We start from the raw sequence: 26151 nt of genomic DNA, 5'->3' as shown, positions 1-26151 counted from the left end.
GGAGCCTTGACGGAGCTCGACCCCTTCACCGACGTGCTCGACGGCCCGATGTACGTGGTCACCGCCGCATCTCGCGGCGAGCGGGCGGGTTGCCTCGTGGGATTCGCCTCCCAGTGTTCCATCGACCCACCGAGGTTCGTCGTCTGGCTGTCCATCGCCAACCACACCTATCGCGTCGCACGCGGGGCCGAGTACCTCACCGTCCACCTGCTCCACCGGGACGACCGGGTACTGGCGGAGCTCTTCGGAGGGGAGACCGGCGACCGGGGGGACAAGTTCGCGCGGGTCGGATGGCGTCCGGGAGAAGCGCACAGCCCGGTCCTGGAGCAGCTCTCCACGTGGTTCACCGGCCGGATCGAAGGGCGTATCGAGGGCGGCGACCACGTGGGTTTCCTCCTGGTACCCGCGGCGGTATGCCCCCGGAGCGAGGGCCCGCCGCCCCCGCTGCTCCGGTACCGGGAGCTGCGGCCCCTGGAACCCGGTCACCCGGCCTGAGGCCACCGCCTCGCCCGGACGGGCCGACACGTTTCAGCGGGGCAGAAGCGGTAAGGCGCCCGGCATGGTGCGCATCGGGTACACGATGATGACCGAGCAGGCCGGGCCCCGCGAACTGGTCGACCACGTGCTGGGCGCGGAGCGGGCAGGGTTCGACTTCTCCGTCATCTCCGACCACTCCTTCCCCTGGCTGGAGGCCCAAGGGCACGCGCCGTACGCGTGGAGCGTCCTGGGGGCCGCCGCGCAGGCCACCTCCCGGATCCCGCTCATGACGTACGTGACCTGCCCGACCTTCCGCTACCACCCTGCGGTGATCGCGCAGAAGGCGGCCACGATGCAGCTCCTGTCCCAGGGGCGCTTCCGCCTGGGACTCGGTTCGGGCGAGAACCTCAACGAGCACATCGTCGGCGCGGGCTGGCCCGCCGCCCACGTCCGCCTGGAGATGCTCGAGGAAGCCGTGGGAATCATCCGCTCCCTGTTCGCCGGCGGGTACGTCAGCCACCACGGCACCCACTTCCACGTGCAGGACGCCAGACTCTGGGACCTCCCCGACCCTCCGCCCCCGATCGGGATCGCCGTCTCCGGAGACCGCTCCTGCCAGGTCGCGGGCCGCTACGGCGACCTGCTCATCGCCACCGAGCCGAAACCGGAGCTACTGACCGCGTTCGGCGGGTACGGAGGCTCCGGAAAGCCGTGCGTGGGCCAGCTTCCGGTGGCCTACGACACCGACCGGCACGCGGCGGTGGCCCGGGCGCACGACCAGTTCCGCTGGGCGCTCGGCGGCTGGAAGGTCAACGCGGAACTCCCCGGTCCAGCGGGCTTCGCCCAGGCTTCGCGGCACACCAGGCCGCAGGACGTCGCCGACGCCGTTCCGTGCGGCGACGACGTGGATGCCTTCGTCGAAGCGGTGCGCCCTTACGTCGAGGCGGGATTCACCGAGATCGCCCTCATCCAGATCGGCGGCGACCGGCAGGAGCCCTTCCTGGACTGGTCCGCGAGGAAACTGCTGCCGGCCCTGAGGGAGCTGTGAAACGGCCTCGTGGGCATCACGGAGGGCGCCGGGGCGCGAAGAGTGCGAAGGAAAGGAGCGGGTAGACGCCCGACATGATCCAGGGTCCACCGCGTCGGCCACCCATCGCACAGAGGAGTTCGTCATGCCCCGAGGATCCCGAACCGGCGGGAGGCGCGCATGAACCGGGCCGCGCTGTTCGACGTCGACGGAACCCTCGCCGACACCAACCACCTGCACGTCACGTGCTGGTGGGAGGCGCTGCGTCAAGGCGGCCACGACGTCGCCATGCACGACATCCACCGCGCGATCGGTCTGCCCGGCGAGGACCTGCTCGCGCATCTGCTGGGCGAGGACCGCGACACGGACCAGGACGACGCGCTGACCAGCGCGCACGACACCCTCTACGGCACGTACTTCGACAGGCTGCCGCCGCTGGACGCGGCAGCCGACCTGCTGCGCGAGCTGGACCGGCGCGGCTGGCGCGTGGTGCTCGTCACCTCCGCCCGGCAGACCGAACTCGACGCCCTGCGGCGGGCCGTCGACGCCGACGACGCCATCACCGCGACGGCCAGCGCCGACGACGTGGAAGAAGGCAAGCCCGCACCCGACCCGGTCGACCACGCCCTCGACCTCGCCGACGCGTCCGCGCGCGACTCGGTCTTCGTCGGTGACACGGTCTGGGACATGCGGGCGGGCAGTCGCGCCGGCGTCGCCTGCGTGGGGCTCCTGTGCGGCGGCATCCCGCGAGGCGACCTCGAAGGGGCCGGGGCCCGGGCCGTGTACCGGCATCCCGCGGACCTCCTCGCCCACCTCGACGACAGCCCGTTCGCCGAGGTGACCGACCCCGGCCGCTGAGGGCGGAGCGGCGGGGCCGGCCACCGGTGCGGGCTCTTCGTCAGTCCTCGCGGCCCGGCAGGATCTCCTTGACCTTGGCGATGGCGTAGCCCCATCCCTGGGCCACGGTCGGCTTGCCCGGCACGGCCACTTCCTCGGGGTTGGTCAGCACGTCCAGCAGGACCGGCCCCGGGGTCTCGAAGGCCCGGCGCACACCGTCGTGGAGTTCGGCCGGATCGGTGACCCGTATCCCCGTCAGGCCGAGGGCCGTGGCGACCGCGGCGAAATCGGGGTTGTCGAGTCGCGTACCGAACTCGGGCAGTCCCGCCTGCTCCTGCTCCAGTTTGACCATGCCCAGCCGGCGGTTGTCGAAGACGACGAGCTTCACCGGGAGCCCGTACGTCCTGATCGTCATCAGGTCGCCGAGCAGCATGCCGAGCCCGCCGTCCCCGCAGAAGGCGACGACCTGCCGGTCGGGCGCCCAGAGCTGCGCCCCGAGGGCCTGCGGCATGGCGTTCGCCATCGAGCCGAGGTTGTACGAGCCGACGAGCCGCCTGCTTCCCCGCATGCTGACGAAGCGGGACAGCCAGACGGTGGCCATGCCGGTGTCGGAGGTGAAAACGGCGTCCTCGTCGGCATACCGGTCCACCGCGGCGGCCAGGGCCTCCGGGCGGATCTCGTGGTCCCGGTTGTCCAGGGCGGCCCGCAGCCTGCCGGACCGGCGGTGCTCGTGGCCCGGGTCGGCCAGGCGCTGCTGTCCCTCTTCCCAGTGCGCGAACCGTTCGCGGGCGCCGTCCAGGTGCGTACGGTCGGGAGCCTCCTCCAGCAGCGGGAGCAGGGCGCGCAGGGTGGCCCCGACATCGCCCGCGAGACCCACGTCCACCGGGACCCGGCGGCCCAGGTGCTCCGCACGGGCGTCCACCTGAACCACCTTGCAGCCCGTCGGGTACCAGTCGCGGTAGGGGAAGTCGGTGCCCAGCATGAGGAGCGCGTCGCCGCTGTCGAGCGCGTGCGCGGCGGCGGGATTGCCGATGAGGCCGGTCTGTCCCACCTGGAAGGGGTTGTCGCCTTCGAAGCCCTCTTTCGCCTTGAGGGTGAGCACCATGGGAGCGGCGAGCAGTTCCGCGGCCCGGAGCACCTCGGTACGGGCCCCGCGCGCCCCGCGGCCGACGAGCAGGGTGACGCGGGAGGCGGAGTTCAGCAGCCCGGCCGCCTCGAGGAGGGCCGGGTCCTCGGGGCGCGTGCGGGGTGCCGCGAGGGCGAACCGCGTGGGGCGGTCCTCGCCCAGCTCCTGGTCGCCCAGGTCGCCGGGGACGGTCAGGACGGCGACGCCGCCCTGGGTGACGGCTGCGCGTACGGCCGACTCGAGCATCCGCGGCATCTGGTCCGGCGAGGAGACCGTGGCGCGGTAGACGGCCACGTCGCGGAAGAGCAGGTCGTTGTCGACTTCCTGGAAGTAGTCGCTGCCGATTTCGGCGAGGGGGACCTGTCCGCAGATCGCCAGGACCGGCGTACGGCTCTTGGCCGCGTCGTAGAGCCCGTTGAGGAGGTGCACGGACCCCGGCCCGACCGTGCCCGCGCACACCCCGAGGGTGTCGGAGAGCTGCGACTGCGCCGAGGCCGCGAAGGCCGCGGCCTCCTCGTGCCGGCAGCCGATCCACTCCAGGTCCTCGGTGGTGCGGATGGCGTCGGTCAGGGGGTTCAAGGCGTCCCCGACAACGCCGAAGACGTGCCGGACACCCAGTTCCTTGAGTGCGTCGACGATCACGTGGGCGACGGTACGTGCCACAGGAGTGCCCTTCCGTCCGGTGCCGTCCCCGTCCCGGGAGCCGGCGTGTCAGTGGGTGAAGCGGTCCGGGTGGGCCGCCCGCCAGTCGGATGCCCAGCCCTCGGGCGCTGATGCGAGCAGTTGTCCAGGTGTGAGCCACTCGTGGAGTTCTGCGTAGGAGCGGACGGTATGCGGATCCACCCGCTGGAGCAGCTGGTGCGGGCGCAGCCCGGACGGCTCGTCGACTCCCATCGCCGCCATGATCTGCAAGGCGCTCTTGACCGTGGCCTCCTGGAAGCGCCGCACGCGTTGCGCCTTGTCACCGACGTCGAGGGCGCGGGCGCGCCGCTCGTCCTGGGTGGCGACGCCCACGGGGCAGGTGTTCGTGTGGCAGCGCTGGGCCTGGATGCATCCGACCGCGAACATCATGGCGCGGGCGGCATTGGTGTAGTCAGCTCCCTGGAGGAGGCGTTTGACGAGGTCACTGCCGGTGGCGACCTTGCCGCTGGCCCCGATCCGGATCCTGTCGCGCAGACCTGTCCCCACGAGGGCGTTGTGTACGGTCATCAGCCCCTCGCCGAGCGGCAGCCCGACGTGGTCGGCGAATTCGAGGGGTGCGGCGCCCGTTCCGCCCTCCGCGCCGTCGACGATGATGAAGTCCGGCGTGGTGTCCTCCTCCAGCATGGCCTTGCACACGGCGAGGAACTCCCGGCGCGAGCCGACGCAGAGCTTGAAGCCGACGGGCTTGCCGTCGGCGAGTTCGCGCATCCGGGCCAGGAAGCGCACCAGCTCGCGCGGCGTGGAGTAGACGCGGTGGAAGGGCGGCGACACGACCGTCCTGCCCTGAGGGACGCCGCGGACCTTCGCGATCTCGGCGTCGACCTTGGCTCCCGGCAGGACACCGCCGATACCCGGCTTGGCGCCCTGGCTGATCTTCAAGGACACGCACTTGACCTGCTCGTGCGCGGCCTTCTCGGCGAACTGCCCCTCGTCGAAGCCCCCTTCGTCGGTCCGGCAGCCGAAGTAGCCTGTGCCGATCTCCCAGACGAGGTCCCCGCCCGGGCGCAGGTGGTACTCGGACAGCCCGCCCTCGCCGGTGTCGTGGGCGAACCCGCCCGCCCGGGCGCCGGTGTTGAGGGCGAGTACGGCGTTGGCCGACAGCGAGCCGAAGCTCATCGCCGACACGTTGAGCAGGGCCATGTCGTACGGGCGGGTGCAGTCGGGTCCGCCGACCGTTATCCGGGGCGGATCCGTCCGCACCGCCCGCGGCGCCATCGACGGGGTGAGGTACTCGCTGCCCGGCCGGTACAGGTCGAGCTCGGTGCCGAACGGCTCCTCGGCGTCGGTCCCCTTGGCCCGCTCGTAGACGATGCTCCGGGTGTCCCGGTCGAAGGGGCGCCCGTCGAAGTTCCGCTCGATGAAGTACTGCTGGACCTCCGGCCGCAGGGCCTCCAGGGCGAAGCGGAGGTGCCCGAGCAGCGGGTAGTTGCGCAGGATCGAGTGCCGCTGCTGCAGGAGGTCGTGTACGGCCACCAGCGCGAGCAGGACCAGGGGGACGGCCAGGGCCACGAGCCAGGGGGCGGCCAGCACGGCGGCGGCCGACGCGCATGCGGCGAGCAGGACGAGCAGGACCACGAGAAGTTTCTTCAGCACGTCGTGCTTGTGTCCCGAAGTCTCCCCGCCAACCGCCACGGGGTGCGCGCCCGGTCGTTCTCGGCCCCGGGCCACGCCCGTCCCGCCCTGGGCCGACGCGCACACGGATCAGATCGCGACGCCCGTCTCGTCGGCCAGCGCGTGCAGCAGGCGGTCCTGGAACGCCTGGTCGTGGACCGCCCGGTGCGGCGGCTGCAGCCGGCGGTGGTACCAGTACCCGCCGGTCGTCAGGGCCTGGGAGTCCTCGCTCGTCGCCAGCCACTCCTGCGTCCGGTGGCCGAGTTCGAGGTCGTCCGGAGCGTGCGGGCCCCCCATCCTGGTCGGCACCCAGCCCGGATCCACGGCGTTGCTCAACACCCCGGGGCGCAGGCGGGCCACGGCGGCCGCGAGCGCCGTGACGAACAGCTTGCTGTCCGCGTACGAGCCCGCGTGCCCGCCCCGCCAGTCGATGCCGGCGAGCGACGGGTAGGGGTGTCCGTCGAAATGGGAGCCGCTGCTCAGGTACACCAGGCGGCGGGGTCCGCGCAGCAGGGCCGTGAGCAGGTACGGCGCGATGATGTTGACCGGCATGACCGCAGGGCCGCTCCACACGCCCGCGTTGTGGATGACCGCGTCGAGCGGCTTCGCGCCGTTCAGCTCCGTGGCGATGCGTCGTACGGCATCGCGGTCCGTGAAGTCACCCACCACGATGCCCGCTCCCCGTTCCAGCAGTGGGTCGAGGCCGGTCGCGCGCTCCGGGTTCCGGGCGTGCACCACCACCTCGTATCCCGCTGACAGAAGGGAGTGCGCCGCGGCCCGTCCCAGGCCGTCGGCGGAACCGGTCACCAGGATCCGGCTGGTCGTGTGTCTCACGGGTCTCCTCGTCGAGGCGGGAGGCGTCACTGCGTGCGACGCGGGGGCGGGTGCGTCGTCGTGGTCCGCATCCTGGCATGAGCCGGAGAGCCGTATGTCGCACGGAGCAGGAAGTCGCAGCTGTTCTGCCCGAAGGGCGTAGGCACGCCCGTCCGGGATGTGAGCAGTCACGGACGACGCCGGTCCCGGCACCCCCACGGGTGCCGGGACCGGCGTCGTCATGCGCGGAGCGGATCAGAAGGGGTGGCCGCCGAAGGGGGCGCCGGCGCCGTAGTAGGTGACGAGCTCATCCCGGTATCCGGCGTCGCCGAGGTGCTTGTCACGGTGGAACTCGGGGGCGCTCTTGATCTGCTCCTTGGTGCGGTCGACGAAGATCTTCCGCTCTTCCGGGTCGATCTTGACGACTGTGCTCGCCGGCAGCAGAACCTCCTTGCCGAAGATCCATACGCCGGTGTCGACGATCACGTAGGCGTCACCGACTTCGTCGGAGTGCTTGTCGACCTTGCCGATGCTCCCGTCGGTCGCCTCGACCTTGTAGCCGGTCAGGTCCGTACCGGCCAGGTGGCCCGCGGTCGGCTGGTAACTCCACAGATGTTCAGTCACGCGAAAACAACTCCTCGGTCAATGGGGACGGCGGGAATTGCTTCTCCACCGATCCTCCTTGTTCCGTACGTCGTGCTCGGCGGGTCGTGCTTTCCGCCTGGAATTCGTGTGCCCCGCTTTCAGTGCCTGATGCACCAGGATCACAGGGCGGCGGGGAACCGGTCCCAGGCCCGATGCCCGCCCAGCGCCGTCGTCAGTGCTTCCACGGCCGCGGTGCCGCTGTGGGCGACGGCGATCCCCTGTTCGTCCGTCACGATGCCGGCGGTTTCGAGGAGTCGGTCCGCGCCGTTCCAGCCTCCGATGGCCTTGCCGTGACGGTAGGCCTCGGTGAGGAGAAGCAGTACGCGCGGGTCGGGGGCTTCTGGGGGCCGGGCGGTACCGGCCTTGGCGTCGCGGGCACCGTACGCGTCTGCTGCGGCCCGCGGCACGCCGGCCAGCAGGAGGGCGTCGAATTCGACGGAGCGGGCGGTTGCGAAGGTCCGCTGAACGGCGATCGGTTCACCGTCCGGGTCGAGGGCGCCGCCGGTCGGGGCGATGACGAGCGGCACCATGCCGGCGTCCAGGACGGCCTGCCGGGCACCGCGTACGCCGTCGAGGTCGGATGCCGGGTCGGCGATGACGCCTACGACGCGGCCGTCGGTCGGCCAGGTCCCTCCCAGCTGGGAGAGGGCGGGGCTGAGGTCGGCCGCGACGAGCGGCACGGTGGCGGCGGGGACCGGCAGTCCCAGGCCCGTGGCCACCTGTTCGCACAGCTGCGGATCGATGTTCGCCAGTACCTCCAGCATGCGTTCCTTGATCACCTGCTCGTGGCACTTGTTCAGTTCGAAGGTGTAGGCGGCGATGATGTGTTCGCGCTCGGGCGGAGTCATGCTGAGCCAGAAGAGGCGGGGTTGGGTGAAGTGGTCCGAGAAGGAGGCGGGCGCCTGACGGACCTTGCTCGCCTCCGGTACCTTCACGGGCGTCTCGATGAAGGCGGCCGTATCGGCTCCGGCCAGGAACGGGCAGCCGCCGTCGAGGCTGTTGGGCCGGTAGGGGGCCACGCCGGTGTGGACGGCCGTCTGGTGCATTCCGTCGCGGAGCATGTCGTTGACGGGGGCGTGCGGCCGGTTGATCGGGATCTGGCCGAAGTTCGGGCCGCCGAGCCGGCTGATCTGCGTATCGAGGTAGGAGAAGAGCCGCCCGGCGAGCAGCGGGTCGTCGGTGACGTCGATACCGGGGACCAGATGACCGGGGTGGAAGGCGACCTGCTCGGTCTCGGCGAAGTAGTTCTTCGTGTTGGCGTTCAGGGTCATCAGCCCGATGGGCTGAACGGGCGAGAGCTCCTCCGGCACGATCTTGGTGGGGTCGAGGAGGTCGATGCCCTCGAACGTCTGCTCCGGTGTGTCGGGGAAGACCTGGATGCCGAGCTCCCACTGCGGGAAGGCGCCGGACTCGATGGCGTCGAAGAGGTCGCGGCGGTGGAAATCGGGGTCCATCCCGCTGATCATCTGGGCTTCCTCCCAGACCAGGGAGTGCACGCCGAGCTTCGGCTTCCAGTGGAATTTGACGAGCACGCTCTCATCGGCCGCGTTGACCAGCCGGAAGGTGTGGACTCCGAAGCCCTCCATCATGCGGAACGACCTCGGGACGCCGCGGTCGGACATGTTCCAGATGGTGTGGTGCGTGGCTTCGGTGTGCAGGGACACGAAGTCCCAGAACGTGTCGTGCGCGCTCTGCGCCTGCGGGATCTCGCGGTCCGGATGCGGCTTGCCGGCGTGGATGACGTCGGGGAACTTGACGGCGTCCTGGATGAAGAAGACCGGGATGTTGTTGCCGACCAGGTCGAACGTGCCCTCGTCTGTGTAGAACTTCGTCGCGAAGCCGCGCGTGTCGCGTACGGTGTCGGCCGAGCCGCGCGAGCCGAGGACGGTGGAGAACCGTACGAACACGGGCGTCTCCACGTCCTTGCCGAGGAACGCGGCCTTGCACACCTCGCCGGCGGCTCCGTAGCCCTGGAAGACGCCGTGGGCGGCGGCCCCGCGTGCGTGGACGACCCGCTCCGGGATCCGCTCGTGGTCGAAGTGGGTGATCTTCTCGCGTAGGTGGTGGTCCTGGATCAGCACCGGGCCGCGTGCCCCGGCCTTCAGGGAGTGGTCGGTGTCGGGCAGACGCGTGCCTTGGGCCGTCGTCAGGTAGGCGCCGCTCTGCGCCACGCGTGCCTGGTCCGCCCCCGTCGCCTGCCCGGTGGGGCCCACCGTCTCGGGTCCGTCCTGGTCGGGCTTGGGAGGAAGGGGCCCGGCGGGCTCCGTCGGCTCGGCGAGCTGCGGTGACTGCGGACCGGGCCTGCCCGGCAGGTCGTTCTTGGCGGTGTCGCTGGATGACTGCCGCTTCGTCATGATCGTTCTCCTTGGGCCGCCTGTGTTCGTCGTCCTGCTGCTGGGGGTCCGTGGTCTCCGGCTACCCGCACACCCCTCTTTGATGTCCCGTAATGATGCAATTCCTCACTTTTGGATCAGTCTGCTGGTGAGAAGCGCGGCAGCGCCCCTCGACGACGGAACGTGTTCCCGCGTGTCGTACGGGCATGAGTGGCCCTCGGGCGGACAGCAGCTGGGCATGACACCCCCTGCGAAGCGTGGCCATGGCGGCGACCGTGATCGGGCCGACACCGAGCGCGACGGCGTGGCGGGGCCGAGCGAGCTGGTCGAGGAGCGGGCCCCGGACCAGCCTTCCGGCCTGCCCGCACGCTCCTGGCGGGCGGTACTGCTCGGCACGGCCAAGGAGTTCCGGAACGACGAACTGGCCGACCGCGCCGCGGCCTTGACCTACTACGCGGTGCTGGCGCTCTTCCCCGCCCTCCTGGTCCTCGTCTCCCTGCTGGGTCTGGTCGGCGCGTCGACGACCGAGCGGCTGCTGGCCAGCCTGCAACAGCTGGCTCCAGGCTCCGCGCGGGACGTGATCACAGACGCGGTCCGGCAGCTGCAGGGCCGCAGTGGCGTCGGGTCGGTGATGGCGGTCGTCGGTCTCCTCGTGGCGCTGTGGTCCGCCTCCGGTTACGTGGCCGCGTTCATCCGCTCCGCGAACGCCGTCTACGACATGCCCGAGGGCCGTCCGGTGTGGCAGGTACTGCCGCTGCGCCTGGCGCTCACCGTGACGCTGATGGTCCTCGCCTGTGCCAGCGCGCTGATCGTGGTCTTCACCGGAGGGCTGACCCGGCAGGTGGGCGCGGCCCTGGGGATCGGCGACAGCGTCCTCACCCTGTGGTCGATCACGAAATGGCCGGGCCTGGTGCTCCTCGTCACGATCATGGTCGCGCTGCTGTACTGGGCGGCGCCGAACGCCCAGGGCCGTGGATTCAGGTGGGTGACACCGGGCAGCGTCCTGGCCCTGGTGATCTGGATGGTCGCCTCGGCCGGCTTCGCGTTCTACGTCGCGACCTTCGCTTCCTACAACAAGACGTACGGCACCGTCGCGGGTGTCATCGTCTTCCTGGTCTGGCTGTGGATCACCAACCTCGCGATCCTCCTCGGGCTGGAGTTCGACGCGGAACTGGCCCGTCAGCGTGCAATAGCCGGAGGGCTGCCCGAGGACACGGAACCCTACGTCCGGCCCAGGGAAACCCGTGCCTGGAGCGACGAGGACCGCCGCCGCATGGAGGGGTGACCGCGTACGACCGCGCCGCCCGCGCAGAACCGTCTGCCCGTGGCCGATGCGCGTCCGCTTTCCGGGTAGGCGCGCCACGAGAGCCGTGTGCGGACCGTAACCGGGCGGTCGCCGCAGGCCGAGACCCAGGAGGCAGCGCAGCGATGACCCACGAACCCCGAACCGACACCGGTACGCCCACCGCCGACGAGCTGCGCGAGCAGCTAGAAGGCACTCACGACGAGCTCGGGCAGATCGAGTCTTTGGCGGGCAAGGCCGACATCAAGCCGCAGACCGCCGAGAAGACCGCCGCGGTCGCCGACCGGATGCGCGGGAAGGCCCTGCACGTCGCGCAGTTGGTGATGGACACGACGCCCGATCCGGTTCTGGACAAGGCCGGCCGGGTCGCCGGCGCGGCGCGCGCCAACCGCAAGCCGCTGCTCGTGGCCGGCGCCGCCCTGATCGTCTTCCTGCTGGTGCGGCGCGGCCGCGGACGCCGATGAAAGCGTCCGGGGCCGCTCGCATTCCGATCGGCTGACCCGCAGCGATGCCGGTCCCTTCCGAGCCCCGGCGACCGCCGGAGATCCTCCGCCGGAATTCCGGGAGGAGTTTTCCGTAAGCCTGGCGATTGCGGGTAGGCGCCACCCATGATTCCTACCGAAATTCTTGCTGCCGAAGGCCAGGGGGCGTTTTTCCTCCTCCTCGCCGGTGTGGTGGTGGTCGTCCTTTTGATCGGCGCCTTCTGGTACGGCAGCCGGCGTAGCGCGCGGCGCCGGGCGCCTGCCCGCCCGGCCGAGCAGAATCCGGCGGCACGCGGACGGGAGGATTCCTGGCAGACACCGGAAGGCAGCGCAGACCAGGAGCCCCGCCCGTGAGCCGGCCCGGTGCGCTGCGCGAGGGGCGAGCCGCGCCGCCCAGGACGGCACCGTCCCCGTCCCCGTCCCCGCTGACCGTCGGCCTGATGACCCTGCCGGGTGTCTACCGGCCGCAGGCGGACACCCTCCTCCTCGCCGAGGCGCTCGCCCAGGAGCAGCTGGGGCCGCGCACGGAGGCCCTGGAGATCGGTACGGGCACCGGTGCGCTGGCCCTGCACGCCGCGGGCAGGGGAGCCCGGGTCACGGCGGTCGACGTCTCCTGGCCCGCCGTGCTCACGGCGCGGCTGAACTCCCTGCTCCGCCGACTGCCCCTGCGCGTCCTGCACGGCGACTTCGCGGCCCGCACCGCCGGGTCCCGCTACGACCTGGTCATCACGAATCCGCCGTACGTCCCCGCCCCGGGGCACCGGCTCCCGTCGTACGGGCCGACGCGGGCCTGGGACGCCGGCCCTGACGGGCGCGGGGTCATCGACCGGATCTGCGCCGACGCGCCCGCCCTGCTGCGTCCCGGCGGTGTCCTGCTCATGGTGCACTCGGGGATGTGCGGGGCCGAGCGGACGCTCGACCGCCTGACCGGGGCGGGGCTGGCCGCGGAGGTCACGGCGAAGGCCTCCGTCCCGTGGGGCCCCGTACTGCGTTCGCGACGGGCCTGGCTTGAGCAGCAGGGGCTGGCGGCGGAAGCCGAGCAGTGGGAAGAGTTGGTGGTGATCCGTGCCGAGTCCACATGAACACGGTCCCTCCCGGCCTGCTTCCGCGGCGGCGCCCGCCCGCCGGGTCTCCGTGGATCCGCAGGGCCCGGTCCTGGTCGAGGGTCCGGTCGAGATCGTCCTGGAGGACGGGACGGTCGCCCGCTCGGACCGCTTCCTGGTCGCGCTGTGCACCTGTCGTCGCAGCCGCACCTACCCCTGGTGCGACACCAGCCACCGCCGCCGCGAGCGGGCGCAAACGCCACCCGAGCCCGAGGACAGGATCCAGAGATGACTCCTCCCAGCCCGAGCACGACGACCGCCGGCGGCCCCCGGCTCGTCGAGGGGCGCGGCGAGCTGTCGCGTTCCGTGACGGAGGCCCTGCGATCGGGTTCCCCGCCGGTGTACGCCGCCGGGTCCGTGCCGGAGGCGGACCCGTGGGGGGAGGACCTCCAGCTCGCGCTGTACCTCCTCTACGAACTGCACTACCGCGGCTTCGCCGGCGTGGACGACGAGCGCGAGTGGGACCCGGACCTGCTGCGGCTGCGCCAGGCCCTCGAAACCCGTTTCCTCCACGCCCTGCGCACCGAGCTGTCCCGTGCTCCCCGGTCGGTCGCCGAGGCCTTCGCCCCGCTGCTCGTCGAGCCCGTCGACCTCTCGGCCAGCCTGAGCCACCGTCTCGAAACCGAGGGCGAGCCGTGGCAGGTGCGTGAGTACGCGGCCCTGCGCTCGCTCTACCACCTCAAGGAGGCCGACCCGCACCTGTGGGTGGTTCCCCGGCTCACCGGACGGGCGAAGGCCGCGATGGTGGCCATCGAGTACGACGAGTTCGGTGCCGGCCGCGCCGATCGCATCCACGCGCGGCTCTTCGCGGACCTCATGGCCGACCTGGATCTGGATCCGGAGTACGGCCGCTACCTGGACCGCGCTCCGGCGCCCCTGCTCGCGACAGTGAACCTGATGTCCCTCTTCGGGCTCCACAGGGCCCTGCGCGGCGCTCTCGTAGGGCACTTCGCGTGCGTCGAGGTCACCTCGTCGCCCGGGTCCAGGCGCCTGGCCAAGGCCATGCGGCGCTGCGGAGCGGGACCCGCCGCGGAGCACTTCTACGCCGAGCACGTGGAGGCCGATGCCGTCCACGAGCAGGTCGTACGCCACGAGGTCATCGCGGGCCTGCTGGCCGACGAGCCGGGCCTCGAGGCGGACATCGCCTTCGGGTGCGCGGCCACCGTGCTGCTGGAGGACCGCCTCGCGATCCACATCCGCCAGGCCTGGGACCAGGGCCGCAGTGCGCTGCGGTCGCCCTTGCCGCATCCGTAGGGCCTCGGCCGACGGGGTATCGGCCAAGGCCCGTTGTCTCGTGCGGCCACTGCTGTCAGCGGGGCGCGGCTCGGTGGCCGAACCAGCGGCCACGACCGCGCGGGGCGTCCGCCACCGGAGCAGTGGTCTCCGCCGCCGGAGCAGCGGGCTCGGCCATCGGAGGAGCGGTATCGGCCGCCGGAGCAGTCGTCCCGGCGCGGGTGTCGTCACGCGTGGTCTCGGCACGGGCGTCGTCACGTTGCTTGATCAGTTCGTCCCGCTCGCGTTCGTGCTCGCGCTCGACGGCGGTGGCCTCACGGCGTGATGTGCCCAGCTCCCTTCGGGCCCGCGTCGAGCGGCGGGCCGAACGGCGGGCGCCCATCACGACGAGCGCCAGGCCCAAGAGGGCTGCGGCTCCCACGATGATCCCGATCAGAAAGAGAGCCCCGGTCGAACCGGTCGCGTGGTAGCCGAATATCGAGAAATCGCCGCCACCGCCGAGATCGTGCCCCGAACCGGTGTTGCCGAATATTCCGGCCAGGCCGATGACTATGGCGGCGATCAGAATGATGAGTCCGAGGATGAGAATCATGGAACTGCTCCTTGGGTTCGCGCCCGGACAATCCGCCGAACACGGCTGGCGCCTACCCCGGTCGTGAACCGTCAAGCCCGAACCGGAGACATCCATGCCGTCAGCGGCCGCGGACACCGCCGGCGGCTCCGTCAGGGAGCCCGCAGGGCCAGCACGACGACATCGTCGCCGGGAGCATCGTCCGCCGGTCTGCTGCTGATCCGGCGGAGCAGTTCGGCCGGCGGACGGTCACCGTGTCGAGCGAGCAGGGCGCCGAGCCGTGCGATGGAGGCGTCGATGTCGTGACCGCGGCGCTCGATGAGGCCATCGGTGTAGAGCAGCAGTGTGGAGCCGGGTGGAAGGTCGCGCCGTGCCTCCGTGCGGAGGAAGGGCCCCAGGCTCCGATGGAGGAGGATGTCGTGCTCGACCAGGATGGTCACCCGGCCGTCGGGGGTACGCAGCAGCGGCGGCGGGTGGCCGGCGTTGGACCAGGTCAGCGTCCAGCCGGGACCGTTCTCGGCCGGGGCGAGGCGCGCGTGGACCAGTGTGCCGCTGGCCTCGACGGGCAGGATCGAGCACGCGGCGTCCAGGGCGGTCAGAGCGGTGGCAGGGCTGTACGGGGGGTGGTCGAGGGTGGCCTGCCGCAGCATGCTGCGGATCTGGCCCATGATCGTGGCGGCGTGCATGTCGTGGCCGGTGATGTCGCCCACCGTGACCATGAGTGCTCGGGACCCGCCGGCTGAGGCGGGCGGCAGGTGGTAGGCGTCGTACCAGTCCCCGCCGATCATGTCGCCGACCGCGGCCGGCTGGTACAGGGCGCTGATCTCGAGGGGGTCGGCAAGGGGAAGATCGGTGAGCATGGCTTCCTGGAGCTGCCTGGCCACGGAGACCCGTTCGTCCAGGTACAGGGCGCGCTCCACCGCCTGCGCGATGTAACCGGACGCGGCGGTGAGCGTGGCGCGCTCGGTGACGCCCACCTCGTGCCGCTTGGCCCAGCAGACGGTGAGTACGCCCAGCACGGAGCGGCTGCCCCAGAGCGGCAGGCACAGCACGGTGGTGAAGCCCATGCGGTCGAAGAAGCCGACCGCCTCGGGGCCGTAGTCGGCGACGAGTGCCTCGCGGTCGGGTACGAAGACCGGACGCCGCTCCCGCATGGCCCGGGCGCTCGGAAACGCCGCGGTCACGGGCATCGTGAGGACCTCCCGTTCCACCGCGTGCTCGATGTCCGGGTCGGGGACCCAGTGCAGTTCGTCCTTCTCGGCGACGAGCAGGCCGACGTACGAGGGCTTCCCGGCGCCGACGAAAAGGTCCCGCAGCCGTCTTCGTACGTCCTCCAGCCCGGATGTCCGGGCCAGCTCCTCCGATGCCCTCAGCAGCAGCTCGGCATGGTCCAGTCCGGCCTGGGCATCGCGCTCCAGGCGCTGCGCGTCGCTCCGGGCGCGATCGGCGCCGGCCCGCGCGGTCTCCAGCACCTTCTGCACGGACCGGCTCTGCGCCGACAGGATGCGCAGGCACAGCTCGGCGGAGCATGCCGCGGCCAGATCCTCCAGGTCGGACAGTTCGCCGTCACTCCAGGTACGGGGCTCGTGGTCGACGGCGCACAGGGCGCCCAGGACGATCCCGTCAGCGTCGGTCAGGGGCATCCCGGCATACGCGACGACCCCGAGGTCCTCGACGGCTGCCGGGCTGGTACGAAGCCGCTCATCGGTGCGTGCGTCGGGCACGACCAAGGGCTGCCCGGAGTCCACCACGCTCCGGCAGAGCGCGTGCGACGGGGGCAGGGCGCGGGCGGCTGCCCAGGGCTGGAGCAGACCGTACAGGCCGGGCAGGATCTGCCGGTCTTCCTCGACCAGCGAAACGAAGGCCACCGGCACGCGGAGCAGCCGGGACACCAGCCGGGCGAAACGGTCCATCCCGGGATCGGAAGCCGCCGAAAGCCCGGCCAGGATCAAGGCCCGCCGCCGGGCGCTTCCCGGGTCCACTCCGGTCATCCGGCCCTGCTCCGACATCTGCCCTCCGGTCCGGCTGTCCCGAAGCCCTGAACGGCATCGTAGACCGGCGCTGGGCTGTTTGGCCGGTCGTACGGTGACGGGGCCGCCGCCGGACGACGCGTACCGCCGCCGGACGCGGGCTCGCCCATCGATCCGGACGGGAGCAGGTCACCCGCGGGGCCGGCCTACATGGGGTCCATGGTTCCGCTGCCCCTGCCGTTCTCCTGCTCGGTCTTCTCCCGGATGCGCATGGCCCGGTCCTTCAGCCGCTGCCGCTCCGCGGGATCGGTGGCGTGCTGCGCCGCCTGCTCCAGTTCTTCGGCCTTGGCACGCATCTGCTGGGCCCGCTCGCTCGGCCGGCTGTCACCGCTCATGATCACTCCTCGGATCCGGGGTACGGGTCCTCCCAGGCAAGCAGCGGGAGGGCCGACGCGCCACCGCGCCCGGCAGCCGGGGTGCTCATTGCGTCCGGAGCCGGCGCGACCACCTGCGCGAACGGTGGGACGATGACAGGACCAGTGGTGGAGGCGGGGCGGGCGACCCCCACGGCAATCCGGTGAAGAGCCGGACTGGTCGCGGGCGGTGAGGAGCCCAGTGCAAGGTCTCCGGGGAGAAAGGCACGCACGAGCGGAAGGACTTTCTCATGGCCGTCCGGAACCAGCTCGTTCACCGGCCCCCGCACGCGGTGTGGGCGGTGCTCGCCGATCCGACCCTGTACGGGGAGTGGGTGGTGGGACCCTCCGAGTCGACGCCGCTCGATCAGCTCTGGCCCGAGGTCGGATCCCGGCTGCGTTACACCGTGCGGCTGGGCCCGTGGTCGACCGAAGGCGTGACGACCGTACGCCACCGGGAACCGGGCCGGGAGCTGGAACTGGAGGCCTCGTTCCAGACCTTGGGCACCGCGAGGATCTTCCTCCAGCTCCGGCCGTGGGGCGAGGAGACCCTGGTCGTCTGCGACGAGCACCCCCTGCGCGGCCTGGGCGGAACGCTGCACAACCCCGCCGTGGAAGCGCTGCTGCAGCTGCGCCATCGAGGGATGCTGGCCCGCTTGGCCCGGATCGTGGAGCGGGGTCCCGCAGGGGCCCGCCATGCCTGACGCGGTGGTGATCGGCGCGGGCCCGAACGGGCTGGTGGCCGCGAACGTGCTGGCGGACGCCGGCTGGAGCGTCGAGGTCCTGGAGGCGCAGCCCGGACCCGGAGGCGCGGTGCGCAGCGACAGGGGAGTCCATCCCGACTACGTCTCGGACCTCTTCAGCGCCTTCTACCCGCTGGCCGCCGCCTCCCCGGTGCTCGCCCGCCTCGACCTCGCCGCCGAGGGCCTGCGGTGGAGCCACGCCCCGTCCGTACTGGCGCATCCCCTGCTGGACGGCAGGTGTGCGGTGCTCGAACGGCGCGTGCAGGAGACCGCGGCCGGGCTGGAGGCGTTCGCGCCGCCCGACGGTGATGTCTGGCGGGACATGTACGAGGCGTGGAGCCGGGTCGGTCCCGATCTCGTCCAGGCCCTGTTCACCCCCTTCCCCCCGGTCCGCGCCGGCCTTCGCCTGGCCGTGAAACTCCGGGCCGCGGGCGGCTTGCGGTTCGCCCGTAACCTGGCCCTGCCCGTGCGCCGCATGGGCGAGGAGGAATTCACCGGACAGGGCGGCCGGCTCCTGCTGGCCGGCAACGCGCTGCACGCAGACCTGTCCCCGGAAGCCGTCGGCAGCGGCGGCTTCGGCTGGCTGATGTCGATGCTCGGTCAGAGCCACGGCTTCCCGGTCCCCGTCGGAGGGTCCGGCGCTCTGACCGCGGCGCTGGTCAGCCGTTTGCGGAGCCGCGGGGGTGTCCTGCGCTGCGGGGAGCGCGTCGCCTCCGTCGTCGTACGCGGCGGCACGGCGGTCGGGGTCCGGACCGCGGGCGGGGAGACGGTCGCCGCACGTCGCGCCGTACTCGCCGACACCTCGGCACCGGCCCTCTACCGGGACCTCGTGGGCGAGGAGCACCTCCCGTCCCGCCTCCTGCGGGACCTGGAACGCTTCCAGTGGGACTTCGCGACCTTCAAGGTCGACTGGGCCCTGTCCGGCCCGGTCCCGTGGACGGCACCGCAGGCCGCGGGCGCCGGCACCGTCCACGTCGCCGACGGCGTCGACGGCCTGACCCGGTTCGCCTCGCGGATCGCCATGGACCAGGTCCCCGACGAACCGTTCGCCCTCTTCGGCCAGATGACCACAGCGGACCCGACACGCTCACCGGCCGGTACTGAATCGGCGTGGGCCTACACCCACGTCCCGCAGCACATCGCCTCCGACGCCGGCCCGGACGGCATCACCGGCTGCTGGGACGCGCGCGAACAGGAAGCCATGGCCGACCGCGTCGAGGCCCAGGTGGAACGGTTCGCACCGGGCTTCCGCACCCTGATCCTCGCCCGCCGCATCCTGGCCCCCACCACCCTCCAGGCCATGGACGAGAACCTCCACAACGGCGCCATCAACAACGGCACCACCGCCCTCCACCAGCAGGCGATCTTCCGCCCCACCCCCGGCACCGGCCGGCCCGAGACCCCCGTCAAGGGCCTCTACCTCGCCTCCGCGGCCGCCCACCCCGGCGGCGGCGTCCACGGAGCACCCGGCGCGAACGCCGCCCGCGCCGCCCTGCGAGGCCACGGACTCCACCCCCTGTTCCACCGGGCCCAACGCATGTGAGCCGTGTGCCAAGGGCGGGGCGGGGCAGACGAGTGCCACCGTGCAGCCCACCCCGGAGGCCCGTCGATGTCGTTCGTATCCACTCTGGTCACTGTTCACCTCGGCGCGGCGAGCAGCCGTTTGCCGCTCCTCGCCCGCTTCTCGTACGACGGCGGGGACCCGTACGCGGTGCGGGCCACGTTCCTCGACGGCCCCACGGTCCTGGCCCGTTGGCATTTCGACCGGCAGATGATCGCCGAGGGACTGCACCGTCCGGTGGGCGAGGGAGACGTCGGCTTCCGTCCCCACCGGGAGGCCGGCGTCGACGAGCTCCGCGTCGCTCTGCGGGGCTACGCCGGGCAGAGGCAAGGGGATGCCGTCCTCTTCGTGGAGGCCCGCCCGCTCACGGACTTTCTGCACCAGACGTACGCCGTCACCGGTGCGGGGGAGGAGTTCCTCGACGTGGACAAGCTCCTCGACGAGTTGCTGGCCCGCTGACGCGGGCGACGGACTCGCGATCGCCCGGGCGGCAAGCCCGGACATGCCTCGGTCCCGGACCCCAGACGGGTTCGGGACCGAGGCACTGCTCCGTGGTGGGGTCAGATCAGCGCTTGAACATGTCCTTCATCTTTTCCTTGGCCTGGCGGGCATCGCCCTTCGCCGCTTCGCCGCGGCCCTCGGCAGTCAGCCGCTCGTTGCCCACCAGGCGGCCGGCCGTTTCCTTGAGCTTGCCCTTGGCCTGTTCGGTCTTGGCCCGGCCCTTCTCGTCCTTCGACACGGCTGATCACTCCCTGGGGGTGCGGGGAACTGTTTGCCCCGCGCGTCTGACCCGGATCGCGGCCCGCAAACGTGCACCTTTCGTCGCCGGTCGCGACGAAGGACAGGAATGGTGATCGCCGGAACCGCAACGCCGGTCGGATGTCGCCGCATCGGGTACCCATCCCCGTTCAGGAACGCCACGCACGAACGGCGCCCCCGCCGTGAGGGGGCGCCGTTCACGGAAGACCCGCGCTTCCTGCTGCCTGCGGTCAGGCGTGCCGGTGGGAATGCCGGTTTCCCGTGACGAGGCGGTAGAGGGCGAGCAGGATGACGGATCCGACGATGGCTGCGATCCACGTGGACAGGTCGAAGAAGCCGTCGATGGAGTCGACGCCGAAGATGACCTTGCCGAGCCAGCCGCCGAGCAGGCCTCCGGCGATGCCGATGAGCGTGGTGATGATGATCCCGCCCGGGTCCCTGCCCGGCATGAGCGCCTTGGCGATGAGGCCGGCCAGCAGTCCGATGAGGATCCAAGCGATGATGCCCATGTTGTGTCTCCTGCCTTGTCCTGCGCGGTCAGTGTCGGATCGCTTCTGCACGCTGCTTGCGATTCCAAACGTTCGCCGTGCCCCGCGCGGCAGGTGCGGGTCCGGATCCGGTGGCAGAGACCGGAGGAGAACGGGGCGGAGGACGAAGACTCGCTCTTCGTGATCAAGGCGCAGCATTCGATCTTCTTCGCTGTCGAACGGCCCCGGCCCGTCGCCGAAGCCCTGGCCCGATAGCTGGCCCGGCACCCGATCGCATCCTGGCCGAGGCCGGCTCGACAGCAGGGCTGCCCCCACCGGGCGGTGGATACCACCGGGCCGGCCTGCGCTAGGTTCACTCCCATGAACGTCACCCCGATGAACTCGCTGGCCCAGGTGTACGACAGGGAGTTCCGGGTGCGGGGCTTGCGCCAACAGGGCTGGGGACGGGGGTTGATGGCCGTAGCCGTGCTCATCTGGCTGTGGCTGGGCTACCTGCTCGTCTTCCCCTTCAGCGCCGGCGAGGGCGCGCACCTCAAGGCAGTCGAGTGCGAGTCCCGCGCTTTCCACCAGAACGGGAGGGTCGCCGTGTCCTACCGCGCAGACACGGGGGAGCGCTGCGATGCCGAGCGTGACTGGGGACCCATCACCGCGGGCCTCCTGCTTTCCCTCCCGTTCGCCGTCGTCGGCACCGGCCTGTACGTGTCGGGAACCTCGGCGCTCCGCACCGCCGCGTACGCCGCGGATGTCGCTCGCTTGAACGCCACCAAGGAGATCTGAGCCGCCGCTGTCCGAGAAGGCCGGAGCAGCCACGCCCCGCCCGCCCCGCCTGCCCCGCCCGCCCCCGGACCCCGGTTCAGAGGGATGCGAGCCGGGCCGCCGTTTGATCGGGGCGGCCGCACCACGGGTGCACCCCGTCTCGGCGCCATCAGACGCATGCAGGTTCCCGGCCGAGCCGGTCGATCGTGGCGAGCTGGTCGCGCTGCAGCAGCAGACCGAGGGCTGACAGAGCGGTCCCGGTCGGCTTCGGCCGCCGTGTGCGCAGCTCCTCCAGCAGCCAGATCCCGGCAGGCAGCCGCCTGCTGATCCACCACTCCGTGGTGGCCTCGCCCGGCGCCTGGACGGCGAGTTCCGCTTCCGCCCGGGCACACAGGTCCAAAGCCCGGGTACGCACGTCCACGGCTGTGCGCCAGGCGGCGGCGAGGTCGCCCGGCGGGGCCGTCGCCGCGAGCGCGTGGAGGACCGGGCGGACATCTCCCGTCAGGGTGGGCAGGCTCTCATCGGGCGCCAGGACGGGGGAGTCCGGAACGTCGCGCACGGTGGTCTCCACGAAATGGGATTGGCTTCAAGGCCGGGCGTCGTGCCCCGTAGCAGGGCGGCGATCCGCGGCAGGGGCGCGCTTCCCGTGAGCAGGGCGTCGGCGGCGAACAGCGCGGCATCCCGCGGCGTCATGGGCTCGGAGCCGGGGTTCTCATCCCACTGCGCGAGCTCCGCAGGAGCCGGGGCACGTCGGCGGACCGGAAGAACGTGGCTGGCCGAACCCCTTGCCGCGGGCGCCGCTGTGTTGACCTGCCTGGCCGCCTCGCACGCACGGTGGCCGCCGCGGTGCGGGAACGCCGCTGACCCGTCGCCGGCAGCCGGCGTGGGGTGGCCGGCAGGCGGAGCTGGGTGAGGTGGACGTGCTGGCGTCACGGGGCTTCCGGGACGCCGAGTGGTGCGGTGAGCCGTGACTGCCAGCCGCCCTCCGCCAGGACCACCAGTTGTACCTCCGCCGCGCGGATGCGCAGGGGCAGCAGGCCGTCGATCGCAGTGCGGACACGGGCGGCCGTCGTCGGGTCGTCCGCCCCCATGGCGACCGTGACATGGGCGGCGGGCCGTGCCCCGAAGCGGCCGCCGTACGGGCGCAACTCGGGCCACCGGGTCCGGAACGCATCGACGGCGGGCTGGAGCCCCGGAACGGTGACGGCGACGAAGCCGGGCGCCGTCACGACCTCCTCCAGCACAAGATCAGCTGCCGGGAAACCCGCAGCCAGGGAACGCACGGCGCTCTCGTCCCGACCCGTCAGCGCAGATTCCGGCACGAACGGGTAGAGCAGCGACACGTGCGCCGGCACCCCCCGACGCACCAGAGCCGGGTCGATGCGCCATGCCGCATCGAGGAGCGGGGCGGCATCGGGCAGGACGATGACGACGGCAGTGGTCCCTGGCTCTGGCATGCCGCCATCATCGCAGGCCAGTGCGCTGCGCTACTGCGCCGATCGCACTCCGAGGCGGGCGCGGTCGGCGCCCGTGCCTCGCGGTGCCGGAGGCGACCATCTCACCCCGCCGGCGGCACGGCTCCCTTCAGGATGTGGTCCTGGTGCCGTCGAGCCGTTCGACGCGCGCTACGTTCTCCCGGTCCTCGGCGTCCGTGCTCGCCTCGGTGGCGAACCAGGCGTCGAGGATCTCCTTGAGCAGCGGTTCCGAGGTCAGGCGCAGGCTGAGCGCGAGCACGTTGGCGTCGTTCCAGCGGCGCGCACCGTCCGCCGTGTAGGCGTCCGTGCACAGGGCCGCGCGTACGCCGGGAACCTTGTTCGCGGCGATCGAGGCGCCCGTACCGGTCCAGCAGCACACGACGGCCTGGTCGGCGTTGCCGGCGGCCACCTCGCGGGCCGCCGCCTCCGAGCAGGCTGCCCACTGCGGATCGTCGCCGGGCCTCAGCGCCCCGTACGTCACCACGTCGTGTCCGCGGTCGCGCAGTTGCACCAGGAGTGCGCGCGCCACGGGTTCGTCCATGTCCGAGGAAACGGAGATCCGCATGCCCCGAGACTAACCGGCCGTAGTACGGACGGCCGCCGCGAGTCGCGGTGGGGCCTGCGCGTTGCGGTCGGTTGCGGACGGAGCCGACCGGATTCGAACCGGTGTCCTCGCGATTTTGGAGACCGCGCGCGTCGACCTCTGCGCTACGGATCCGCCCACCCCGGCATTCTAGGGGCGTCCGGCGGATCTTGCCGGGTGGCCCGCTGGCGCTGGCTGGCTGCGGTGACTCACCGGACAAGGACCTGATGGGGCAGGTCGGGCCCGCGGTCAAATGCCTCGACATCGGGCGCGGTGATCGGGGACGCTTCGCGCGATGACAAGAAGCGACGACACGCCGCCCGCGTGGGACGAGCGCACCCAGCTCACCACGTTTCTCGACTACACCCGTGACACCGCCCGCGCCAAGTGCGATGGCGTCTCCGCGGAGAACGCCCGCAAGGCGCTCCTGCCGGGCTCACCGCTGATGACCATGAGCGGATTGATCAACCACCTCCGCTGGGTCGAGTACTACTGGTTCCAGGTGGTCTTCCTCGGCGAGGAAGACCGGGGCCCCTGGACCGATGAGGACCCCGACCGCGAGATGCGTATCGCCGTCGAATTCCCGCTCACGCAGTTGCTCGACGAATACGCGGAACAGAGCGCCCGCTACCGCGAACTGGTCGCCGGGAACAGCCTGGACCAGCAGGCCCGGCGAGCCGTCCGCGACGGTCGCCATGTCGACCTGCGCTGGATCCTCCTCCACCTCACCGAGGAGACGGCCCGCCACAACGGCCACCTGGACATCCTGCGCGAGATGCTCGACGGCACGACCGGCGACTAGATCCGGCAGGCGGGCGTGTGAACGTGGAGCGTGTCGGCGGCGGGCCGTATTCACCTCGGTCTACGGTGGGTCCGCGGTCCGGCCCCGCGTCTTCCGGGCGAGGATCCCAGGCCTGGAAGTCGAGGTCGTCGGGGCGGCCTCCCCGTACGCCTTCACCTGCGAGGAGCGGCACATGAACCCGACGGCAAGGGCGACCGGCACCTCCGTGACGCCTCACCTCGTACGACCTTGAGGGCACATGCGACCTGAGCAGGCACCAGGCCCGGGAAGCGGTCGGTCGTGAGCGGAGAGAACCCGTCCGACACGGACCGTACGAGCTCGCGGGCGCCGGGGCGGAGATCCGCCGTTCACACCGAGAGCCGCTGGCCGATGGCCGCGGCGGTCCTCGCCTCCGCGGTGCTCACCCTGCTTCTGCCCGACGACCTGCGTCTTGGACCCCGATGGGCGGTTCCCCTCGCCGAAGCCCTGCTGCTGGTGGTGCTGATCTCGGGAGACCCCGGCCGGATCAGCCGCCGCTCCACCGCCTTGCGCGCAGTGGCGATCGTCATGGTCGTCGTACTCGTGGGCAGCGCCATCTGGTCGACCGTCCAGCTGATCGACGACCTCATCCACGGCGGGCACGAGACCAGCTCCGCCGATGCCCTCCTGCTGGCCGGCGGCAGCGTCTGGGCCTCCACCGTTCTGGCATTCTCCCTCCTGTACTTCGAGCTCGACAGCGGCGGGCCGGCCGCACGGGCGCACCACATGCCCCCCACTCCCGCGCTCGCTTTTCCCCAGCACCTCAGCCCCGAACTGAACGCCACGCACTGGCGCCCCCACTACGTCGACTACCTCTACCTGGGGTTCACCAATTCCACCGCGCTGAGCCCCACCGACGTCATGCCACTCGCCCCCTGGGCGAAGAGCGTCATGACCATCCAGTCCATCCTTTCCCTGATGATCCTGGGACTCGTCGTCGCCAGGGCCGTGAACGTCCTGGCCTGAGACCTGCGTAAGTGGCCGGGCGTCGCCAGGTGCCCTGGTCGGGGGCGCGCTGATCCTGGTGTTGCTCGCTCGGTGTGTGGCTGGCCGCCCGGATCCTCTTGCCGCCCCGCCGGCCGGGTGGCCCACCGGGCCCGCATGCAAGCAGCGAACGATCGAACACCAGCCGTGACGAGATCGGCCGACAGAGCGCTATGGCTCGTGAGCCGGCGATCACGGTGTTCTGGTGGCGGATCGCTTGGCGGTCTTGCTCCTGCTGGTACGCGTGCTGCTCCGGTCGGGTTCGGCCGCGGCCGCGCTCTTGCGCCTCGGGGTCTTCTCCGTGCTTGTGGCCGTGTGCGGTGGAGCTGGGCGGCGCGGTGTGGTCGGCCACGTGAACTCGATCTCCAGCTCGATCTGCCCGTCGCCCACCTCGACCTCGATCTCGCTGCGGAGGTCATCGGGGATCCGCAGACTCAGCGTCCCGGGGACGAGTTCCAGCTCGGCATCCCCGCCTTCCCTCATCATGGCCGCGAGTGCCGTGAGCTGGTCGGCCGCTTCCATACGCGACAACGAGCGCTTCTGTTCAAACTTGAGGTCCGTCATGCTCTTTCCCATTCCGGAATAGAGGGCGCATAACGTCCATTCTGAGGCCTTGTGCGGGATTGGACATCCTCGCCGTCCTGCCGGGCGGTCGGCCCCAGGGCAAAGGTCCTCGGCCCAGCTGGTGATCGCCGCCGAGCCGGGTGTGCAGCTGGTCGGCCTCTTGGCGGTCGATCCCGTCCACCGCTGGGACGTCGCCATGCCCGGTAGGGCGACGAGAGGTCGTCCCCGCACCCTTCGTGCCGGTGACCGCTCACACCGGGCGCTGCATGCAGACCAGTTGATCCCGCTCGTCCCACGACTCGGTGATGACGAAGCCGAGCCGTTCGTACAGGGCGACGGCCCCGCTCCGCCATTTCCACACCGACAGCCGCACACCGCTCACGTCGCTCTCCGCGGCATGCGCGAGCGCGGCGGAAAGCAGGCCGGACGCGATGCCCCTGCCCCGGAACGCCGGGTCGGTCCAGAGCCTCTTGATCTCCGACCGCCCGTCGGCAGGGGCTGCCACCACCAGGCACCCCACGACCGTGTCCCCAGTGAGGGCCAAGAGCACGGCATCGTCGGCGAACGCGGTCCGTGGGGCCAGGATTTCTGCCCGGTAGCGCTCAGGCAACCCGTGCACGTCGGCCACGGCCCGGCCCTTCTCCGCCTCCGTCCGCAGGTGGTAGTCCGTCAACAGACCTGCCAGCCCGTCCTCAACGGAAGGGCTCTGGTCCGGCCAGCGGACGACGGCGACCTCGAGTTGACCAGTCATGACGCCAGCATCACACGACAC

30 protein-coding genes and 1 tRNA gene are annotated in these 26151 nt (G+C 71.4%); 15 read left to right on the top strand and 16 right to left on the bottom strand.

The window, feature by feature from the left end:
* The first annotated feature begins 6 nt into the window (after positions 1-6).
* The 3 genes from K7B10_RS01885 to K7B10_RS01875 all read left to right on the top strand — a co-directional run bounded on the left by K7B10_RS01885 (position 7) and on the right by K7B10_RS01875 (position 2362).
* Complete coding sequence (locus tag K7B10_RS01885) at positions 7-495, top strand: flavin reductase family protein (protein WP_229334201.1); 489 nt, start codon at positions 7-9, stop codon at positions 493-495.
* Between the two features lie 64 nt (positions 496-559).
* The gene (locus K7B10_RS01880) at positions 560-1525 is read left to right on the top strand and encodes an LLM class F420-dependent oxidoreductase (protein WP_229334200.1); all 966 of its coding nucleotides are present in this window, start codon (positions 560-562) and stop codon (positions 1523-1525) included.
* Positions 1526-1684: 159 nt separating this feature from the next.
* Positions 1685-2362 carry an HAD family hydrolase gene (locus K7B10_RS01875; RefSeq protein WP_229334199.1) on the top strand — a complete coding sequence of 226 codons (678 nt, stop codon included), beginning with the start codon at positions 1685-1687 and terminating at the stop codon, positions 2360-2362.
* 40 nt (positions 2363-2402) lie between these two features.
* On the opposite strand, the gene K7B10_RS01870 is transcribed toward K7B10_RS01875, so the two are convergent.
* From K7B10_RS01870 to K7B10_RS01850, 5 genes are all read right to left on the bottom strand, one after another.
* Positions 2403-4130 carry a thiamine pyrophosphate-dependent enzyme gene (locus K7B10_RS01870; RefSeq protein WP_229334198.1) on the bottom strand — a complete coding sequence of 576 codons (1728 nt, stop codon included), beginning with the start codon at positions 4128-4130 and terminating at the stop codon, positions 2403-2405.
* A gap of 48 nt (positions 4131-4178) precedes the next feature.
* A complete protein-coding gene (locus tag K7B10_RS01865; RefSeq protein ID WP_372481350.1) occupies positions 4179-5762 on the bottom strand; it encodes an FMN-binding glutamate synthase family protein in 1584 nt (527 codons plus the stop codon).
* 108 nt (positions 5763-5870) lie between these two features.
* Positions 5871-6614 carry an SDR family NAD(P)-dependent oxidoreductase gene (locus tag K7B10_RS01860; protein ID WP_229334197.1) on the bottom strand — a complete coding sequence of 248 codons (744 nt, stop codon included), beginning with the start codon at positions 6612-6614 and terminating at the stop codon, positions 5871-5873.
* Positions 6615-6848: 234 nt separating this feature from the next.
* Positions 6849-7217, bottom strand: coding sequence for a PRC-barrel domain-containing protein (locus K7B10_RS01855; RefSeq protein WP_229334196.1), 369 nt, complete (start codon positions 7215-7217; stop codon positions 6849-6851).
* A 140-nt stretch (positions 7218-7357) separates the two neighbouring features.
* Positions 7358-9592 carry a catalase gene (locus K7B10_RS01850; protein ID WP_229334195.1) on the bottom strand — a complete coding sequence of 745 codons (2235 nt, stop codon included), beginning with the start codon at positions 9590-9592 and terminating at the stop codon, positions 7358-7360.
* Between the two features lie 217 nt (positions 9593-9809).
* Between K7B10_RS01850 and K7B10_RS01845 the strand changes: the two genes are divergently transcribed.
* The 6 genes from K7B10_RS01845 (at position 9810) to K7B10_RS01820 (ending at position 13713) form a co-directional block, all read left to right on the top strand.
* Positions 9810-10856 (top strand): YihY/virulence factor BrkB family protein, encoded by a 1047-nt coding sequence (locus K7B10_RS01845; RefSeq protein WP_229334194.1) that lies wholly within the window; start codon positions 9810-9812, stop codon positions 10854-10856.
* Positions 10857-10999: 143 nt separating this feature from the next.
* Entirely contained in the window at positions 11000-11338 is a 339-nt protein-coding gene (locus K7B10_RS01840) for a hypothetical protein (protein ID WP_229334193.1), read from the top strand.
* A 144-nt stretch (positions 11339-11482) separates the two neighbouring features.
* On the top strand, positions 11483-11710 hold the full coding sequence (locus K7B10_RS01835) for a DUF6479 family protein (protein ID WP_229334192.1): 228 nt from the start codon (positions 11483-11485) through the stop codon (positions 11708-11710).
* An 86-nt stretch (positions 11711-11796) separates the two neighbouring features.
* Entirely contained in the window at positions 11797-12438 is a 642-nt protein-coding gene (locus tag K7B10_RS01830) for a HemK2/MTQ2 family protein methyltransferase (protein ID WP_229344695.1), read from the top strand.
* Positions 12422-12691: a CDGSH iron-sulfur domain-containing protein gene (locus tag K7B10_RS01825; protein WP_229334191.1), complete on the top strand. Its 270-nt coding sequence runs from the start codon at positions 12422-12424 to the stop codon at positions 12689-12691. The genes K7B10_RS01830 and K7B10_RS01825 overlap by 17 nt, the downstream gene beginning before the upstream one ends.
* On the top strand, positions 12688-13713 hold the full coding sequence (locus K7B10_RS01820) for an iron-containing redox enzyme family protein (protein WP_229334190.1): 1026 nt from the start codon (positions 12688-12690) through the stop codon (positions 13711-13713). The genes K7B10_RS01825 and K7B10_RS01820 overlap by 4 nt, the downstream gene beginning before the upstream one ends.
* A 55-nt stretch (positions 13714-13768) precedes the next feature.
* Here K7B10_RS01820 and K7B10_RS01815 read toward each other — a convergent pair whose 3' ends face one another.
* The 3 genes from K7B10_RS01815 to K7B10_RS01805 all read right to left on the bottom strand — a co-directional run bounded on the left by K7B10_RS01815 (position 13769) and on the right by K7B10_RS01805 (position 16628).
* Positions 13769-14284 (bottom strand): hypothetical protein, encoded by a 516-nt coding sequence (locus K7B10_RS01815; protein WP_229334189.1) that lies wholly within the window; start codon positions 14282-14284, stop codon positions 13769-13771.
* 131 nt (positions 14285-14415) lie between these two features.
* Positions 14416-16176 carry a SpoIIE family protein phosphatase gene (locus K7B10_RS01810; RefSeq protein ID WP_229334188.1) on the bottom strand — a complete coding sequence of 587 codons (1761 nt, stop codon included), beginning with the start codon at positions 16174-16176 and terminating at the stop codon, positions 14416-14418.
* A gap of 263 nt (positions 16177-16439) precedes the next feature.
* A complete protein-coding gene (locus K7B10_RS01805) occupies positions 16440-16628 on the bottom strand; it encodes a DUF6381 family protein (RefSeq protein ID WP_229334187.1) in 189 nt (62 codons plus the stop codon).
* 269 nt (positions 16629-16897) lie between these two features.
* On the opposite strand from K7B10_RS01805, the gene K7B10_RS01800 reads away from it, so the two are divergent.
* From K7B10_RS01800 to K7B10_RS01790, 3 genes are all read left to right on the top strand, one after another.
* Positions 16898-17350: an SRPBCC family protein gene (locus K7B10_RS01800; RefSeq protein WP_229334186.1), complete on the top strand. Its 453-nt coding sequence runs from the start codon at positions 16898-16900 to the stop codon at positions 17348-17350.
* The gene (locus K7B10_RS01795) at positions 17343-18932 is read left to right on the top strand and encodes a phytoene desaturase family protein (protein ID WP_229334185.1); all 1590 of its coding nucleotides are present in this window, start codon (positions 17343-17345) and stop codon (positions 18930-18932) included. The genes K7B10_RS01800 and K7B10_RS01795 overlap by 8 nt, the downstream gene beginning before the upstream one ends.
* A gap of 66 nt (positions 18933-18998) precedes the next feature.
* Complete coding sequence (locus tag K7B10_RS01790; protein ID WP_229334184.1) at positions 18999-19409, top strand: SsgA family sporulation/cell division regulator; 411 nt, start codon at positions 18999-19001, stop codon at positions 19407-19409.
* 106 nt (positions 19410-19515) lie between these two features.
* Here K7B10_RS01790 and K7B10_RS01785 read toward each other — a convergent pair whose 3' ends face one another.
* Positions 19516-19689: a CsbD family protein gene (locus K7B10_RS01785; protein WP_229334183.1), complete on the bottom strand. Its 174-nt coding sequence runs from the start codon at positions 19687-19689 to the stop codon at positions 19516-19518.
* Between the two features lie 250 nt (positions 19690-19939).
* On the bottom strand, positions 19940-20218 hold the full coding sequence (locus K7B10_RS01780; RefSeq protein WP_229334182.1) for a GlsB/YeaQ/YmgE family stress response membrane protein: 279 nt from the start codon (positions 20216-20218) through the stop codon (positions 19940-19942).
* Positions 20219-20557: 339 nt separating this feature from the next.
* On the opposite strand from K7B10_RS01780, the gene K7B10_RS01775 reads away from it, so the two are divergent.
* Positions 20558-20974, top strand: coding sequence for a hypothetical protein (locus K7B10_RS01775; RefSeq protein ID WP_229334181.1), 417 nt, complete (start codon positions 20558-20560; stop codon positions 20972-20974).
* A gap of 148 nt (positions 20975-21122) precedes the next feature.
* Here K7B10_RS01775 and K7B10_RS01770 read toward each other — a convergent pair whose 3' ends face one another.
* From K7B10_RS01770 to K7B10_RS01755, 4 genes are all read right to left on the bottom strand, one after another.
* Entirely contained in the window at positions 21123-21512 is a 390-nt protein-coding gene (locus K7B10_RS01770) for a hypothetical protein (RefSeq protein WP_229334180.1), read from the bottom strand.
* 370 nt (positions 21513-21882) lie between these two features.
* A complete protein-coding gene (locus K7B10_RS01765; protein ID WP_229334179.1) occupies positions 21883-22410 on the bottom strand; it encodes a 2'-5' RNA ligase family protein in 528 nt (175 codons plus the stop codon).
* Positions 22411-22537: 127 nt separating this feature from the next.
* Positions 22538-22993 (bottom strand): RpiB/LacA/LacB family sugar-phosphate isomerase, encoded by a 456-nt coding sequence (locus tag K7B10_RS01760; RefSeq protein ID WP_229334178.1) that lies wholly within the window; start codon positions 22991-22993, stop codon positions 22538-22540.
* Between the two features lie 78 nt (positions 22994-23071).
* A tRNA-Trp gene (locus K7B10_RS01755) sits at positions 23072-23146 on the bottom strand.
* A gap of 160 nt (positions 23147-23306) precedes the next feature.
* Here K7B10_RS01755 and K7B10_RS01750 point away from each other — a divergent pair.
* On the top strand, positions 23307-23813 hold the full coding sequence (locus K7B10_RS01750; RefSeq protein WP_229334177.1) for a DinB family protein: 507 nt from the start codon (positions 23307-23309) through the stop codon (positions 23811-23813).
* A 279-nt stretch (positions 23814-24092) separates the two neighbouring features.
* Positions 24093-24797 (top strand): DUF1345 domain-containing protein, encoded by a 705-nt coding sequence (locus K7B10_RS01745; RefSeq protein WP_229334176.1) that lies wholly within the window; start codon positions 24093-24095, stop codon positions 24795-24797.
* 210 nt (positions 24798-25007) lie between these two features.
* Here the strand turns inward: K7B10_RS01745 and K7B10_RS01740 are convergent, their stop codons facing one another.
* Both K7B10_RS01740 and K7B10_RS01735 read right to left on the bottom strand, forming a co-directional pair.
* A complete protein-coding gene (locus K7B10_RS01740) occupies positions 25008-25379 on the bottom strand; it encodes an amphi-Trp domain-containing protein (protein WP_229334175.1) in 372 nt (123 codons plus the stop codon).
* 250 nt (positions 25380-25629) lie between these two features.
* On the bottom strand, positions 25630-26130 hold the full coding sequence (locus K7B10_RS01735; protein ID WP_229334174.1) for a GNAT family N-acetyltransferase: 501 nt from the start codon (positions 26128-26130) through the stop codon (positions 25630-25632).
* Positions 26131-26151: the final 21 nt, after the last annotated feature.

This window comes from Streptomyces flavotricini, from assembly GCF_020639365.1.
GTDB classification, from domain to species: domain Bacteria; phylum Actinomycetota; class Actinomycetes; order Streptomycetales; family Streptomycetaceae; genus Streptomyces; species Streptomyces flavotricini.
The sequence above is the reverse complement of the archived record's forward strand: the minus strand, read 5'-3'. Positions and strand labels throughout refer to the sequence as shown.